Annotated in this window: 14 protein-coding genes; 8 read left to right on the top strand and 6 right to left on the bottom strand. The window is 59.8% G+C overall.

Going from position 1 to position 15,313, the window contains the following annotated elements:
* Positions 1–6 precede the first annotated feature (6 nt).
* Complete coding sequence (locus tag IPK32_02310; GenBank protein ID MBK8090849.1) at positions 7–714, top strand: hypothetical protein; 708 nt, start codon at positions 7–9, stop codon at positions 712–714.
* 196 nt (positions 715–910) lie between these two features.
* On the opposite strand, the gene IPK32_02305 is transcribed toward IPK32_02310, so the two are convergent.
* On the bottom strand, positions 911–2,611 hold the full coding sequence (locus IPK32_02305) for an iron ABC transporter permease (protein MBK8090848.1): 1,701 nt from the start codon (positions 2,609–2,611) through the stop codon (positions 911–913).
* Positions 2,612–2,875: 264 nt separating this feature from the next.
* Here IPK32_02305 and IPK32_02300 point away from each other — a divergent pair, with 264 nt between their 5' ends.
* The 3 genes from IPK32_02300 to clpB all read left to right on the top strand — a co-directional run bounded on the left by IPK32_02300 (position 2,876) and on the right by clpB (position 7,797).
* On the top strand, positions 2,876–4,021 hold the full coding sequence (locus IPK32_02300) for a M20 family metallopeptidase (GenBank protein MBK8090847.1): 1,146 nt from the start codon (positions 2,876–2,878) through the stop codon (positions 4,019–4,021).
* 73 nt (positions 4,022–4,094) lie between these two features.
* The gene (locus IPK32_02295) at positions 4,095–5,051 is read left to right on the top strand and encodes a general secretion pathway protein GspK (GenBank protein MBK8090846.1); all 957 of its coding nucleotides are present in this window, start codon (positions 4,095–4,097) and stop codon (positions 5,049–5,051) included.
* Between the two features lie 163 nt (positions 5,052–5,214).
* A complete protein-coding gene (gene clpB / locus IPK32_02290) occupies positions 5,215–7,797 on the top strand; it encodes an ATP-dependent chaperone ClpB (GenBank protein ID MBK8090845.1) in 2,583 nt (860 codons plus the stop codon).
* Positions 7,798–7,815: 18 nt separating this feature from the next.
* Here clpB and IPK32_02285 read toward each other — a convergent pair whose 3' ends face one another.
* From IPK32_02285 to IPK32_02270, 4 genes are all read right to left on the bottom strand, one after another.
* On the bottom strand, positions 7,816–8,160 hold the full coding sequence (locus IPK32_02285) for a hypothetical protein (protein ID MBK8090844.1): 345 nt from the start codon (positions 8,158–8,160) through the stop codon (positions 7,816–7,818).
* A 65-nt stretch (positions 8,161–8,225) separates the two neighbouring features.
* Positions 8,226–8,600 carry a PIN domain-containing protein gene (locus IPK32_02280; GenBank protein MBK8090843.1) on the bottom strand — a complete coding sequence of 125 codons (375 nt, stop codon included), beginning with the start codon at positions 8,598–8,600 and terminating at the stop codon, positions 8,226–8,228.
* 35 nt (positions 8,601–8,635) lie between these two features.
* Positions 8,636–8,866 (bottom strand): hypothetical protein, encoded by a 231-nt coding sequence (locus IPK32_02275; protein MBK8090842.1) that lies wholly within the window; start codon positions 8,864–8,866, stop codon positions 8,636–8,638.
* A gap of 22 nt (positions 8,867–8,888) precedes the next feature.
* Positions 8,889–9,116 (bottom strand): SPOR domain-containing protein, encoded by a 228-nt coding sequence (locus IPK32_02270; GenBank protein MBK8090841.1) that lies wholly within the window; start codon positions 9,114–9,116, stop codon positions 8,889–8,891.
* A 1,083-nt stretch (positions 9,117–10,199) separates the two neighbouring features.
* Between IPK32_02270 and IPK32_02265 the strand changes: the two genes are divergently transcribed.
* The 4 genes from IPK32_02265 (at position 10,200) to ltrA (ending at position 13,750) form a co-directional block, all read left to right on the top strand.
* A complete protein-coding gene (locus tag IPK32_02265) occupies positions 10,200–10,559 on the top strand; it encodes a winged helix-turn-helix transcriptional regulator (GenBank protein MBK8090840.1) in 360 nt (119 codons plus the stop codon).
* A 202-nt stretch (positions 10,560–10,761) separates the two neighbouring features.
* Positions 10,762–10,992: a hypothetical protein gene (locus IPK32_02260; protein ID MBK8090839.1), complete on the top strand. Its 231-nt coding sequence runs from the start codon at positions 10,762–10,764 to the stop codon at positions 10,990–10,992.
* Positions 10,989–11,567 (top strand): hypothetical protein, encoded by a 579-nt coding sequence (locus IPK32_02255; protein ID MBK8090838.1) that lies wholly within the window; start codon positions 10,989–10,991, stop codon positions 11,565–11,567. Before IPK32_02260 ends, IPK32_02255 begins: the two co-directional genes overlap by 4 nt.
* 830 nt (positions 11,568–12,397) lie before the next feature.
* Entirely contained in the window at positions 12,398–13,750 is a 1,353-nt protein-coding gene (gene ltrA, locus IPK32_02250; protein MBK8090837.1) for a group II intron reverse transcriptase/maturase, read from the top strand.
* 184 nt (positions 13,751–13,934) lie between these two features.
* On the opposite strand, the gene asnS is transcribed toward ltrA, so the two are convergent.
* Positions 13,935–15,296, bottom strand: coding sequence for an asparagine--tRNA ligase (gene asnS, locus IPK32_02245; protein ID MBK8090836.1), 1,362 nt, complete (start codon positions 15,294–15,296; stop codon positions 13,935–13,937).
* Positions 15,297–15,313 lie beyond the last annotated feature (17 nt).

The following is a 15,313-nucleotide window of genomic DNA, read 5'->3' as shown; positions in this document are numbered from 1 at the left end:
CCCCGCATGTTTCGTGTCCTCTTTCTCGCTCCCATTCTGACGCTCTGCTCCTGCTCGCACTCCACCTTGCTCCCCTCTTGGCAGCAGGACAGTGGGCTCGATTACCACGGCACGCCGTTCCGCATCGCACAGCAGTCTGCCACGCCGCACCTCGTCGCACGGGCCTGCTATGCCGCCCCTGAGCTGCTGGAGCACCTCATCGCTATCCAGGGGGACAATGCGGAGAGAGTCCAGGGCCTTGTCACCATGGGGGACGGCACGCTCGCCCTCGGCCTCCAAGATGCCAAAACAGGCAAGTGGCTCGAAACACATCAATGTGGTGGGCAGGTCCTCGTCGCGGGCACGGCAGGGCAGTCCTACCGCCTCATGGTGCGGAATCTCACCCCTCAGCCGCTCGATCTCGCGATCAGCATCGATGGGAAAGACCTCATGACAGGTGCTACCGCCAGTTGGAGCCGCTCCACGCTACGCATTGCGGGCAAGCAAACTCTCACCCTGCCCGCGCTCGATTCCGAGGCCGCGCCGCTCCTTTTCCGATCGATTTTAAGTGCCCAGGCACTCTACGCCACCTCTCCCCAGGGAGCCACGGGGCTCATCCAGGTCGCCGCGTGGCTGGCCCGTGATGCCCCTAGCCTCAGTGGTCAGAGATTACGCCCTGGTCAGGTGGCCCCGCTCGGTCTCCTCCCCATCGACCGCCCTGAGCAATACCGCTAGAGACCGGGTGGCATCTATCTCTCGCCTCCATGATTTGTGATTATTGGCAACAGAATGAAGACAACAGAATAACCGCATTCTGTTGTCTTCATTCTGTTGCCAGTCCGCTACCGCGAATTCACAAAACATCATGACTCGGTGCATATCAGCGTCCCGCCCCGACCTGCGCTAACGACGAAAAAAGCGCTCTGTGGCCTCACGCTCGAAACAGCGCTCCCAGCTTCTTTCCCAAAATGATGCCCGCAGCGAGGATGGTGACGCCTAGGAAGGCCATGGCCCAGACTCCGAGGGCACTGGCGATGTTCGGGCCGTTGCCGAGGCCGAGGATGAGTGAATAGATGGCTTTGGTAATGGGGAAGTGCCTCGTCTGCTGCGCCAGAATCATCGAGTCACTGACCTCCAGCATGGCAAAGGAAAAGGCTAGCAGGGCTCCGGCGAGCAAGTTCGGCGCGATGAGCGGCAGTGTCACACGCCAGAGGGCACGCTCTGGACTGGCTCCGAGGTTTTCGGCGGCTTCTTCCAGCGTCGGACTGACTTGCTGAAAACCAGCCGCCGCACTGCGCACGATATACGGCAGTCGCCGCACCGCGTAGGCGATGACCAGCAGCAGCACAGGGTCCTCCCCCAGCATGATCCAGTCAAAGGGCTGCCCAGGCCGCGTCATGGCTAAGTAGCCAAAGGCCATCACAATGCCTGGCACCGCCAGCGGCAGCATCGCCATCGCATCCAGCGCACGGCGGCCCCAGATCTGGGTGCGCACACTGACGTAGGCCACTCCTGTGCCCAGGATCAGAGCCACCAGCACGGCAAAGCAGGAGTACTTGAGGCTGTTGGTAATGGAGGACAGCGTCAGCTCATGACCGAGTGCATCATGGTAGTGGGAAAGCGTGAGCGTGGCTGGTAGCACGGTCTGATACCAGTCCCGTGAAAAGGAGAGCAAAATCACGCCAAGATGCGGGACCACGGCCAGAAAGGTCACTAGGCCAAAGATCGCCGTGACGGCCCATCCGGCGTATTTGGATAGATGGATCGTTTCACGGCCCGTGGTGGCTCGTCCGCCGCCTGTGGCCGTGCCACCGCTAAAGAAATATTTCCCCGCCCCATAAAAAAGCGTGCTGAAGGCCAACATCACCGCCACCAGCGCATACGGGAAAGGATTGCCGCTGAGGTCATTGACCCCACGGAAGATCTGCACAGCCGTGACCCGCTCGAAATCAAACACCAGTGGCACACCCATCTCCGTGAAAGCCCACACAAAGACGATCGTGCCCCCCGCAAAGACTCCCGGCAGGATCAGCGGCAACGTGATGCGCTGAAAGCGCCTCCAGCCCGTGCAGCCCAGATTCGCAGCAGCCTCCTCCAGCGCAGGATCGAGGCTGGCGAGCGCGGCAGCGGCATTCAGATAGATCACAGGGTAGAGATGCAGCACCTCCATGAGGACGACTCCTGCCATGCGGCCTTCCCCCAGCCAATTCACCGGCTGCGCGGCATCCATCAGCCCTAGAGCGATGAGCAGGCTATTGACTGCACCAGCTTGACCGAGCATGGCCTTCACCCCGATCGCACCCACAAAAGGCGGCAGAATCATCGGCAGCAGCACCAGTGAGTTCAGCAAAGTGCGGCCTGGGAAACTGTAGCGCACATACGCCATCGCCAGCGGCACCGCGACGATGAGACTGCCCAGGGTGGTCCAAAAGGCGATGAGGAAGGAATTGATCAGCCCCTCACGGTAGATCGCATTCAGAAACACCTCCCCGACGAACTCCAGGGTGAAACGCCCCTGTGGCCCAGGCTCGATGAAGGCCTCTCGCAACGCTGCCCAAACCGGATAGACAAAGAAACACGCAAAAAACACCGCCATCAGGGCAAAGACGATGTGGGAGAGCTTGCGTGACATGGTGGGGCAGGGATGGGCTTTGTCCGCAGCTATGCGCCATGGGCTGGCCTTTCGTCAATGCATTCTCAGTCCTCAGAAGAAAATGCTGCAACGGGAGGAGCCCCACATGGCCTTTTTCATTCATGGCCAAACACCCACACCTACCTCGAAGGGTTCTCAAACTAAAGGGCCGAATAGACCGGAAAGCGCGGCTACCTCGGTGGAAAAGCGGCATTCGTTTTGCCCCAGGTTGCAACCACTCGGCGAGCGAGCTAAGGGCCGATCATGCAAAACCCGCCCCAGAATGTCATTGAGCTACTCCAGGCGCTGATCCGCATTCCTTCGGTGAATCCAGATGGTGATCCTGGCACCTCACAGACCGGCGAGGCGGCCTGCGCGGCCTATGTGGCGGATTTTCTCGCCTACTGTGGTGCCGTGGCTGTTTTGGAGGAGGTCGAGCCCGGTCGGCCGAATGTCATCGGGCGATTCCCCACCTCCATCGGTAAGTCCAAGCCGAAGATCCTCTTCGCGCCACATACCGATACCGTGAGCGTCGGAGGCATGAGCATCGACCCTTTCGCGGCGGAACTGAGCGAGGGCAAAATCTGGGGCCGAGGTGCCTCAGACACCAAGGGGCCCATGGCAGCCATGCTCTGGGCTCTGTATGAAACACGCCATGAGCTGCATGAACTGCCCGTGGAGGTGCATTTCGCCGGATTCATGTCCGAGGAGAGTGCGCAGCATGGCTCACGGCACTTTGCGGCGCATCATGGCCGCTATGACCTAGCCATCATTGGCGAGCCCACCTCTCTAAAGACCGTCTTTCGGCACAAAGGCTGCCTATGGGCAGACATTCACACCACCGGCCTCGCCGTGCATGGAGCCACCCCCGAGCTAGGCATCAATGCCATCGTCAAAATGAGCCGCATCGTGCAGGCGCTCGATACCGACTTCCGCGAGCTCCTGGTGGAAAAAGGCGGTGCCGATGAGTGGCTGGGCGTGAACACCATCAATCTCGGCATGATCCACGGCGGCACGCGCAGCAACATCGTCGCGGATGCATGTCGCCTGCGGGTCGATCTACGCACCACACCGGGCCTCGACCGCGCTGGTGGTGCCCTGCGGCTGCTCACGGACTTTGTCACCGCCATCGACCCCACCGCGCAGGTCACAGTGGCCAGTCAGGCCTTTCATCTCGATACCGATCCGGCGAATACGTACATCCAGCATCTGATCGACACCGGGGGCACGCTCACGGGTGCCCCGTGGTTCTGTGATGCCGCCTTCCTCGCGGCTGCGGGCACCCCCGCCGTCGCCATCGGCCCAGGCAGCATCGCGCAGGCTCATACAAAGGACGAATTCATCACCGTGGCGGATTTAGAAGCTGGAGCAGCCTTTTTCACACGTTACCTGCGTGGCCTTCGGAAGTAATGCCCATGCCAGAATCCCCGTTCTGGCAAAAACGCACGCAACTCCAGGCCGCTCAACGCATTCATCCCTACTCGTGATCCATCTGCACCCATCCCTGCGCTCCAGCGCCACTCCACGCCGCTCCTGGCAGGGGGGCTCTGCGCTCATGCTGATGATGTGGGCCATCATGATCATGTCGATCACCGTCATCGGTGTGGTGGAGTATGTGCGTTACAGCGCAGACCAGGGCAAAGAAGATGCCTACCACTTTCGTGCTCTGCATCTGGCGGAAAGTGGCATCGCCGTGGGCACACACCCGAATACGCGTCGCGGTGACAAAGTGCTGAAACAGAAAATCGGCACGGATAGCGGCTTTGACGTGGTCATTAACTACGAAGGTGCTCGCATCCCCATCAACTATGCCTCCGATGACCGCCTGCGCCTCGCGATCTACAATCTGTTCATCTACTGGCAGCTCAATGCCGAGGAGGCTGGTATCGCGGCAGACTCGCTAGCGGATTGGATCGACAATGATAGCGATCCCCGCGCCAATGGGGCGGAGAAAGATCACTACGAACGACTCGGCATCTACGATGCACCTCGTAATCAGGGCTTTCTGCGTGTGGACGAAATGATCCTCGTGCGCGGCATGGACGCCGTGGACCGCATGAAGCCCGACTGGCGTGAATACTTCAGCGTCTATGGCGAAGGACAGATCGACCTGCGCACCGTCTTCAAAGATGTGCTCCTCGCCATCACCGGTAGCTCCGAGAACGACGTGGACCGCTTCATCCGTGAGCGAGATGGCGCAGATGGCATCCCAGGCACGGAAGATGACCGCCGCATCCGGGATGAAGAGGCCTATCAGCTCCTCGGCCTCAGTGGGGACCGTTTGGAGGAGCTGCGCACCATCGTCAACGATGACGACACCAGCCTCCGCCGCATCACCAGCGTCGGGTGGGTAGGCACCAAGCGGGCCAAGATCATCGTCGTCACCCGCCGCAACGCAGAAACCGGCGCACTGACCTATCTCGGGCGGATGGAGGAATAAGCCTCCGCTAGGCACTTTGCGGCACTCATGTGCCACATCGGCCATATCAGTGCCAGAACCGCGCAGCACTCCCCCAGTGCGAAAAACGGCCTTTCCTCGATAAATCAAGGCTTGTAGCCGCAGTCACTCTCATGGCACGCTTCTGGCAATAGATCCTACCATCATGAACCCCGAAAAATTCACCCACAAGCTTCAGGAAGCCTTCAACGCCGCCCAATCCGTCGCTACTCGCCACGGGCAGCAAGAACTCAAAGCCGCGCACCTCCTCAGCGCCATGCTTGAGCAGGAAGGCGGCATCGCCACGCCACTCTTTGAGAAAGCCAGTGCCTCAGGAGCTATTTCCAATCTCAAATCCCAAATCTCAAACCACCTTGAGCGTCAGCCCAAGGTCAGCGGCGGCTCCAGCGGCCTCTATCTCTCCAACGAATTCCGCGAGCTCGTCACCAAGGCCGAAGATGAGCAAAAGAAGCTCAAAGATGAGTTCCTCAGCGTCGAGCACATGCTGCTCGCCCTTTTCAAAACAAAGACGGAAATCAGCGACCTCATCAAGCAGGCCGGTTTGACCTACGAAGCCGTCTCCAAGGCCCTCACTGCCGTGCGTGGCAGCCAGCGCGTGGTCGATCAGGACCCTGAAGGCAAATACCAAACCCTCGAAAAATACGGCACCGATCTCACCGCCCGCGCCAAAGCAGGCAAGATCGACCCCGTCATCGGCCGCGATGAAGAAATCCGCCGCGTCATGCAGGTGCTCAGTCGCCGCACGAAGAACAACCCCGTCCTCATCGGCGAACCCGGCGTCGGCAAGACCGCCATCGCCGAGGGCCTCGCCCGCCGCATCGTCGCTGGCGACGTGCCGGAATCGCTCAAGAACAAACGCCTCATCAGCATGGACCTCGGTGGCATGATGGCTGGCGCGAAATTCCGTGGCGAGTTCGAGGAGCGCCTGAAGGCCTTCTTGAAGGAAGTCACCTCCAGCGAGGGCGAGATCATCCTCTTCATCGACGAACTCCACACCATCGTCGGTGCCGGCAAAGCTGAAGGCGCGATGGATGCAGGCAATCTGCTCAAGCCCCAACTCGCCCGTGGTGAGCTGCGCTGCATCGGTGCCACCACGCTCGATGAATACCGCAAGCACATCGAAAAAGACCCCGCGCTGGAGCGTCGCTTCCAGCCCGTGAAAGTCGGCGAGCCCAGTGTGGAGGACACCATCGCCATCCTGCGCGGCCTGAAGGAGCGCTACGAGGTCCACCACGGCGTGCGCATTCAAGACAATGCCATCATTGCCGCCGCCACACTGAGCAATCGCTACATCACCGACCGCTTCCTGCCGGACAAGGCCATCGACCTCGTCGATGAAGCCGCCAGCCGCATCAAGATCGAACTCGACTCCATGCCGACCGAAATCGACGTCATCGAGCGCGAGATCATGCAGGACGAAATGGAGCGTCAGGCCCTCAAAAAGGAAAAAGACGCCGCCTCCAAAGCCCGCCTCGAAAAACTCGAGCGCGAGATCGCCGATCTCAAAGAAAAATCCTCCGCACTGAAAGCCCAGTGGATGAAGGAAAAGGAATCCGTCGATGCTGGACGCAAAGTGAAGGAAGAAATCGACCGCCTCCGCACCGAACTCGAACAAGCCCAGCGCCGAGGCGACTTCGGCCGCGCCGGTGAGATCCAATACGGCCTCATCCCCGATTTGGAGAAAAAACTCCAATCCGCCCCAACCGAGAACCACGAGCCGAGAACTGCGAACACGCTTTTGCGCGAAGAAGTCACCGAAGAAGACATCGCTCGCGTCGTCGCGAACTGGACCGGCATTCCCGTCTCACGCCTGCAAGAGGGCGAGCGCTCGAAGCTCATCAAAATGGAGGAACGCCTCGCCAAACGTGTCATCGGCCAAAAGGACGCCATCACCGCCGTCAGCAATGCCGTGCGCCGTGCCCGCGCAGGCATCCAGGATGAAAATCGCCCCATCGGCAGCTTCCTCTTCCTCGGTCCCACCGGTGTCGGCAAGACCGAACTGTGCAAAGCCCTCGCCGAGTTCCTCTTCGACGATGACAGCGCCATGACCCGCATCGACATGAGCGAGTACATGGAGAAACACAGCGTCAGCCGCCTCATCGGCGCACCTCCCGGCTACGTCGGCTACGAGGAAGGCGGCCAGCTCACCGAGGCCGTGCGCCGCCGCCCCTACAGCGTCGTCTTGTTCGACGAGGTCGAAAAAGCGCACCCAGATGTCTTCAACACCCTCCTCCAGGTGCTCGACGACGGACGCATCACCGACGGCCAGGGCCGCACGGTCGATTTCAAGAACACCGTCCTCATCATGACCAGCAACATCGGCAGCGCCGCCATCCAGGACGTGAAAAACGCCGAGCAGCGCGAGGCCATGGTGCGCGACAGCCTGAAGCAATTCTTCCGCCCCGAGTTCCTCAACCGCATCGACGAAATCGTCATCTTCGACCGCCTCGATGCCTCGCAGCTTGATCAAATCGTCAAAATCCAGCTCCAACGCGTCATCGACCGCCTCGCGAAGCAGAACATCCACCTCACCGTCACCGACGACACCACCCGCCACCTCGCCGACGCCGGCTTCGACCCCGTCTTTGGCGCCCGCCCCCTCAAACGCGCCATCCAAAAACACCTCCTCGACCCGCTCAGCCTCGCCGTCCTCGAAGGCCACTTCAAAGAAGGAGACCACATCACCGCCGTGATGAAGGCCGGGAAGCCGGTGTTTGAGAAGAAGTGACTTAAAATCTGGCCATCATTAAGACAATCCAAGTTGGCTCTTCACGAAGGCGTCCACGCCTTGGTCACCAGCTAACTGCATTAGCTTTTGCCGCTGTTCCAAAGTCAAACTAACTTCAGGTGGCAAAAGCCCTTCATTTGTCAGTTTGCGCAAATCTTCGATGCAACTTTCAATTCCAACTGCAAGCCACTGATTCTCTGCTGCTGCACTGTAGTCTTCAGATCTTGCATTAACTGAAGCGAGCATTTTGCAGCGTTCGGCCAGTTTGGACCAAAGATTTAGCAAGTCAGTCAAGCCCTGGACTGGATTCAGTTCTCTGAATTCAAGCTCGCTTATTATGTCGGGTGTTTTTGATTGATTCATTTTTATGCTCTATGGCGGGGATGCGAAAGCTAATCGCTCCTTGGTCGGAGTAGACTCCAACATCCTTAAACAGCCCAAAACGGATTCTTCACCGTGACACCCGGAAAGTCGGAGGTGTTGCGTGTGACCACGGTGAGGCCATACGCGAGGGCCGTGGCGGCAATGAGGCTATCGATCACGGGGACCGAACGGCCTTCTGAGTGGAGTCGCTTGCAATAACGTGCCCATTCCCAGGCAGCGGAATCATCAAAGGGCAAAATGGCATCCGCGAAGTCTTCTTGAAGGAAGCGAAGCCGTTTCAGCAGCTCGTTCTTGCGCTTTCCATCTGCCACGGCCTCCGCTCCGCTTGCGAGTTCAGCCAGGGAAAGCGCACTGATGGCCAATTCTTCCTGATGCTGATCCAACCAAGCGATGACCATCGGATCAGGCTGGGGGCGCATGCCTTCTGAAAGCACGTTGGTGTCCACGAGGTAGGTCACAGGTCAATCGGTGCGCCGAGCGGTTCGCGATTCGGAGAAAGTTCGAGGCCCTGAAGGCCGCGGAGGTGCTCGACGAGTGACTTTTGCCTCGCATGAGCGGGACGAAGAATGAGCGAACCCGACGGCGTCAGGCTGACCTGAAATTGCATGCCGCTGGTGAGCCGTCCTTGAGCAAAGACGTCTTCAGAAAGCGTGAGCTGGCGGCTGGACTCCAAAGTGGCGGTCATGTGGAGCATTTTAGGGGATACTTTAGCAAGAGCAACCTTCATCATTATGGCCAAGAGGCTCCACAAAATACGCCTGCTTGTGCCCTCCCCGCGCCAGCTCAGCGGCTTTGGCCTCGGCTGCGGCTTGGGTGGCGAAACGGGCGATGAGGAAACGGGCTCCGTTGTCGTCTTCGCGGTAGAGGGCGTGGGGGAGGGCTGGTTCGGAGGCAGATGGAGCGGCGAAGGCGGATCGTGGCTCATTTGGCACCATGGCCCAGGCACCGAGGTCATCGCGACCCCACACGACACCGAGACCGGAGACCACGGTGCGCAGCAGTTCGAGTTCCGAGGCCTTTTCCCCCGCATCGAGCAGACAAGCCTCGATCACCTCGCCACTGCCGGGGCGGCGGCCTGAGATGGGAAGCACTGAAACCTCGCACCCCGGTCCTCCGGGAGCGCCGCGTCGATGAAAGGGGCCGTGGTTGGACATGATGAGCATGCAATCACACGGAATGAATTTTGCCAAGTCCCGCAGTTATGCGGCAGGCAGCAAGTGTTTCTGCCAGGCGGAGTGCTGCGCGGGGTCGGAAAGCATTCGGGGCCGTTGCGGGGTTTCGGCAGAGGCGAGGATTCCTGATTCATGGCACCCTCCTGGTGACTCGGGAACGATGCCAGCCAATGCGGACTGACGTTGTCGTGGCTGGGGAACGCCGATTGCTGATCCATTGCGCCACCTGACAAGGTTGAAGGTGGTGAGAACCAATGCGGACTGACGTTGTCGTGGCTGGGGAACGCCGATTGCTGATCCATTGCGCCACTTGGCTTGCTTGAAGGTGGTGGGAACCAATGCGGACTGATGTTGCCGAACCTCGGGAACGCCGATTGCTGATCCATTGCGCCACCTGACAAGTTTGAAGGTGGTGAAAGCCAATGCGGCCTGACGTTGCCGTGGCTGGGGAATGCCGAATGCTGCTCCATAGCGCCACTTGGCAGGCTTGGTGGTGTTGAAAACCAATGCGGACTGACGTTGCCGAGGCTGGGGAACGCCGATTGCTGATCCATAGCGCCACTTGGCAGGCTGGGAAGTATTGAAAGCCAATGCGTCCTGACGTTGCGGAGGCTGGGGAATGAGGATTGCTGATCCATGGCACCAGTTCGGAGGCTGCGGAGGGAGCGGAACCCATTCAAAAAAGGGGTGAGGAACGAAACTAGGTGTCGCAAACCAGCGCCGGTGACGGAATCGAGGCTGGGGCCAGATGTTTGGCCTTGGGTGGCGAGGAGCGGATGGCTGCGTGGCGGCGGGCAGCGATTCGGTTCTTGTCGCCGGAGGGGGATTCATGATAAAACGCCCAATATGGCCAAGCGCAGCCGTCTTCCTGCTGGTATGAGCGATCCCGCCGTGGCGCGGCGGGATGTGGTGTTTGCGCTGTTGGCTGATCCGGTGCGGCGGCGCATCCTCGAACTGCTCGCGGATGGTCAGCCGCACACGGCCTCGACTTGCGCAAAGGCGGTGGGCAAACGGCTGGATGCAGCCCTGAAGCACCTCGTGGCCCTGCGGGATGCCGCCGTGGTGGCGAGCACGCCTGATCCCTCCGATGCACGCCGTCAGCGCTACACGCTGCGACCAGAAACCGTGGTGCGGACTTCGGAAAACGGCCAGCGGGAGATGGACTTCGGCTGCGCGGTGTTGCGGATGGAAAACCGGGCGCCATGAAGCTTCTGGCCGATGCCGACTTCGATCTGCTGTTGTCTAGCCGTCCTCGGAGGCGACTTCAAATGGTGGGGATGTCATCACAACCGTGAAGAAGCACCGGAAGCCGGTGATTGAGAAGAGGTGAGAATGTGTGCGACCTCCGCCTGCGTTAGGGGCTCGTAGATTCGATTGGCAATCGAACTCCGCTCCCTAAGCTACAGCCATGACAGAAACCGAACGCGAACTCACCAAACGCTGGATGGATACCTGGGCCAAAGCTGCTCCCGAACTGCAAAAAGTGCGAGATGCGGACATCCGCGCAGCAGACACGGCTGAATCTATGCAGGTCTTTACCGGCTCCGCCGCTTGGGCGGTAAAGCATAGGCCCGCAGCGGCATGGTCTGGGCTCGTGGAGCAGCAGCGATGGTTTGCCAAAGCCGCCCTGACCTCATGAACGAACTCACCAAACTCGCTCTTGAACTCCAGAGCTTCTGTGAAAAGCGAAATTGGTCTTTTTGCATCATTGGCGGCATGGCCGTGCAGCATTGGGGCGAACCTCGCTTCACCAAGGATGTGGACATCACACTTCTCACCGGTTTTGGCAGTGAGGAGCGTTTTGTGGACGACTTCCTCATCGCTTACGAGGCCCGCGTAAGCGAGGCTCGTGCATTTGCCCTCCAAAACCGCGTGATGCTTCTTCGTTCTTCTCAAGGCATCGGCATCGATATCGCCCTCGGTGCGCTGCCTTTTGAAGATCAGGCTGTAAAGAGGGCTGTGAAGATCGAAATGGAACCCGGAGCCAGTCTGCGGCTCTGCACCGCCGAAGACCTCCTCGTTATGAAGGCCTTCGCCAGCCGTCCGCTCGACTGGAATGATGTTCGGGGTATCCTCGTCCGCCAGGGAACACGAAAGCTCGACTGGTCCTACATCCATCGTCAGTTGACGCCGCTGTGCGAGATCAAAGAAGCCCCCGAAATTCTCACTCAGCTCGAAAAGCTCCGTCAAGAGGTCGCGCAGAGCGAGTTGTGATGGATAAGGAAGCCGATCCAACGTGTCATCGACCGCCTCGCCGTCCTCGGAGACGGCTTCAAAGACGGCGCTCACATCACCGCCCAGTTGCAGGACGGGAAGGTGGAGTTTGAGAGGCGCGATGCTTCATTTCGGTAGCAGGGTTTGAACCGCTCATGTGACGCTGATAGGACGCTCATGCTCTGAATCTGACCCCCATCAGCGTTTGGTCAGCGTCATGTCAGGTGCGCCAAGCACAGTCCAACAACTCTCACTGAATGAAAGGAATCAGTCATGGAAAAAGGTTGAAGCCATGTAGCCGAGACAGCGGTGCAGGGGAGCGATTCCCTGTGTCGAAGCCTGTCGAGGCGAGCTGCCGAGCCGCAGCGCGAGCGAATCCTCATCTGAAGCCTCGAAACGCTAACTTGAGAACGGCCAGTGTCTCTGATTGCATGAAGCCAGCATCATCGCCGCAAGCAACCGCAAGGCTGCGATGGGTTCTCCGGGGTAGAGAGGGGCAGCGCGGCAGCAAAGAGGTGTTGGGAACTTGGGATACTCCACACGGCGCGGGCGGTGTCAGCCGTGCGCAGCGGGTCAGCCAGCGAAGCCATAAGCTGGCAGGTCGCCGAGGGGAAGTCGGAGAGGCTCATCGTAGTGATGAGGCCGGTGAGCCGAGCTGTGCGAGACAGCCAGCCGCTAGGCTGGCCCTGTAGCGCAGCGGAAGGGTGAGCGCCGTGGGGCGGCGCGAAGCAATGCTGGTGGAGCGAAGGAGCCTTGGCTACAGACAAGCTGACTCAGAACCTCAGGGAGCTGATTGGGAGATGAACCATCGACCTATGACAGAACAAGCCATGCAAGCCGCCGAGTGCCGTAAAACGGTGCCGCTGGACAAGTGGCCGAGACTCCAGGAGTTGAGAGCGAAGCTGGGCCGCAAGGCCAAAGAAGAGAAGCGGTTCCGCTTCTACAGTCTCTACGATCACGTCTGCCGCACTGACACGCTGTGGGCTGCATGGGAAACTGTGCGGCGCAATGGCGGTGCGCCAGGTGTGGACGCAGTGAGCATAGAGCAAATCACCGCGACGCCAGAAGGCGAAGCGGCATGGGTCACAGCGATCCAGCAAAGCCTGCGAGAGAAGACCTACCGTGCGCAACCCGTGCGGCGAGTCTATATCCCCAAGGCCGACGGCAAGCTGCGCCCCCTTGGCATACCAACCTTGGTTGGCCGCGTGGTACAGGCCGCAGTGGAGCTCATCCTTGAGCCGATCTTTGAAACAGACTTCAACGATTGCTCACACGGCTTTCGCCCTGGACGCAGCGCCCACGACGCCATCAAAAGCGTCGAGCAAAGCATCCGCGAAGGACGCAACGCGGTCTATGACGCCGACCTGGCGAGTTACTTTGACACCATCCCACACGACAAGCTCATCGCCGGAGTACGGCAGCGAGTCGTCGATGGACGAGTGCTCGCTTTGATCAAGCAATGGTTGGACGCACCCGTGATCGAACCGCCAACGCCCGACGACAAGAACGGTGGCAGCGGCAAACCACGGATGACACGACGTACGCAGGGCACGCCGCAAGGAGGCGTCTTGAGTCCCCTACTAGCCAATATCCACCTCCATTGGTTCGACCGCGCCTTACACGGCAAAGAAGGACCAGCGGCAGGGGCCAACGCCCGGTTGATAAGGTATGCTGACGACTTCGTCATCCTCGCCCGATATGTGGGAGAAAGGATCGAAGCCTGGGTGGAAGAGAAAATCGAAAGACGCCTCGGGTTAAAGATCAATCGGGACAAAACCCGAGTGATCCACGATCTAAGAGCCGACGGCGAGAAGCTCGACTTCCTCGGCTACAGCCTGAGGCATGCGCATGAACAGTATGGGATAAAGGGGAAGAAGTATCTGAGAGTGGAACCCAGCGCCAAAGCGCAAAAGCGGGCGCGGGAGAAAGTCGCAGAGATACTTGGGAGGAACCAAAGCCATACGCCACTGCCGGAACTCATCGAAAGGCTCAACGCGTCATTACGCGGCTGGGCGAACTACGTTGAGCTAGGGCATCCGCGGAAAGCCAAACGGGACCTCAATAGCTACGTGAGGAAGAAACTCACTTGGCATCTCCAGAGTCGTAGCCAGAGAGCCTGGAAGCCATCTGGCGACCAGAGCGCCAATGCACATCTCAATCGGAAGGGACTGATCCAACTATGAAAGCCTTGCAGAAGAGTCGTCTGTCGGCGCAAGCCGCTCCATGGAAACATGGAGAGCAAAAGCCGGATGCGGGAAATCCGCACGTCCGGTTTGACGAGGGGGAGGGCGACGGCATCACTGCCGTCCCCTCTCTACTCTACCGGATTCAAAATCCAGCGCTCAGGCCATCGCGGTGTTGTGCGGATCAATAATCGGCGTGGCCGGGTGTGCGGGCGAAGGGGATCACGTCGCGGATGTTTGGCACGCCGGTGACGAACATGAGGAGTCGCTCAAAGCCGAGGCCGTAGCCGGCGTGCGGGACGCTGCCGTAGCGGCGGAGGTCGGCGTACCAGGCGTAGTTGGCGGGATCGAGGCCCTGTTTGGTCATCGCGGCTTCCAGCACGTCGAGTCGCTCTTCACGCTGGCTGCCACCGACGATCTCGCCGATGCCGGGGACGAGTAGATCCATGGCGGCGACGGTTTTGCCGTCGTCGTTTTGGCGCATGTAGAAGGGTTTGATGGCTTTGGGGTAGTTGTAGATGGTGACGGGGCCTTTGACGTGCTCTTCGGCCAGGAAGCGCTCGTGCTCGGTTTGTAGGCCTTCGCCCCAAACGACGGGGTTTTCGAAGCTGCGGCCGCTTTTGAGCAAAATATCGACCGCGTCGGTGTAGCTGATGCGCTCGAAGGGCTTGGCCAGGGTTTGCTGCAATCTGGCGACGAGCTCTTTGTCGATGAATTTGCCGAAGAACTCCAATTCATCGGCGCACTCGTCAAACATGGCCTGGACGAGGTAGCGCACGTTTTGCTCGGCGAGCGTCATGTCGTCAAAGATGTCGTAGAAGGCCATTTCGGGCTCGATCATCCAGAACTCGGCGGCGTGGCGGGTGGTGTTGCTGTTCTCGGCGCGGAAGGTGGGGCCGAAGGTGTAGATGTTGCCGAGGGCACAGGCAAAGGCCTCGCCCTGGAGCTGGCCGCTGACGGTGAGGTAGGTGGGGCGGCCAAAAAAGTCCTGCTCGGGCTTGGTGGGCGTGTTGGGCTTCAGCGTGGTGACTTGGAACATCTCCCCTGCCCCTTCGCAGTCGCTGCTGGTGATGATGGGCGTGTGGACGTAGAAGAAGCCGCGCTCCTGGAAGAAGCGGTGCACGGCGAAGGCCATCTTGCTGCGCACGCGGAAGACGCTGCCAAAGAGATTCGTGCGGGGCCGCAGGTGGGCGATGGTGCGGAGGAACTCGGGCGTGTGGCCTTTCTTTTGCAGTGGGTAGGTCGCATCGGCCTCGCCGACGAGGCGCAGTTCCTTGGCCTGCAGCTCCCATTTTTGACCTGCGGCGGGTGAGGCGATCAAGTCGCCGTCAATCTCCACCGACGCTCCAGTGAGAATGCGCGGTAGCAGCCCAGCGGTGGGCAGCGTGGCGTCCACCACGGCTTGTAGGCCTTTGAAGCCGCTGCCGTCATTGATTTCCAGGAAGGAGCAGGATTTCGAGTCACGCTTGGTGCGGACCCAGCCGCGTGCGGTGATGCCAGTGCGTGGCGTTTCGGAGTTCAGGAGGGCGAGAATGGTTTCTGGCATGCAGAACGTTCACCAGT

The organism is Verrucomicrobiaceae bacterium (assembly GCA_016713035.1).
Classification (GTDB): domain Bacteria; phylum Verrucomicrobiota; class Verrucomicrobiia; order Verrucomicrobiales; family Verrucomicrobiaceae; genus Prosthecobacter.
Note: the sequence above shows the minus strand (reverse complement) of the source record. Positions and strands in the feature narration are given on the sequence as shown.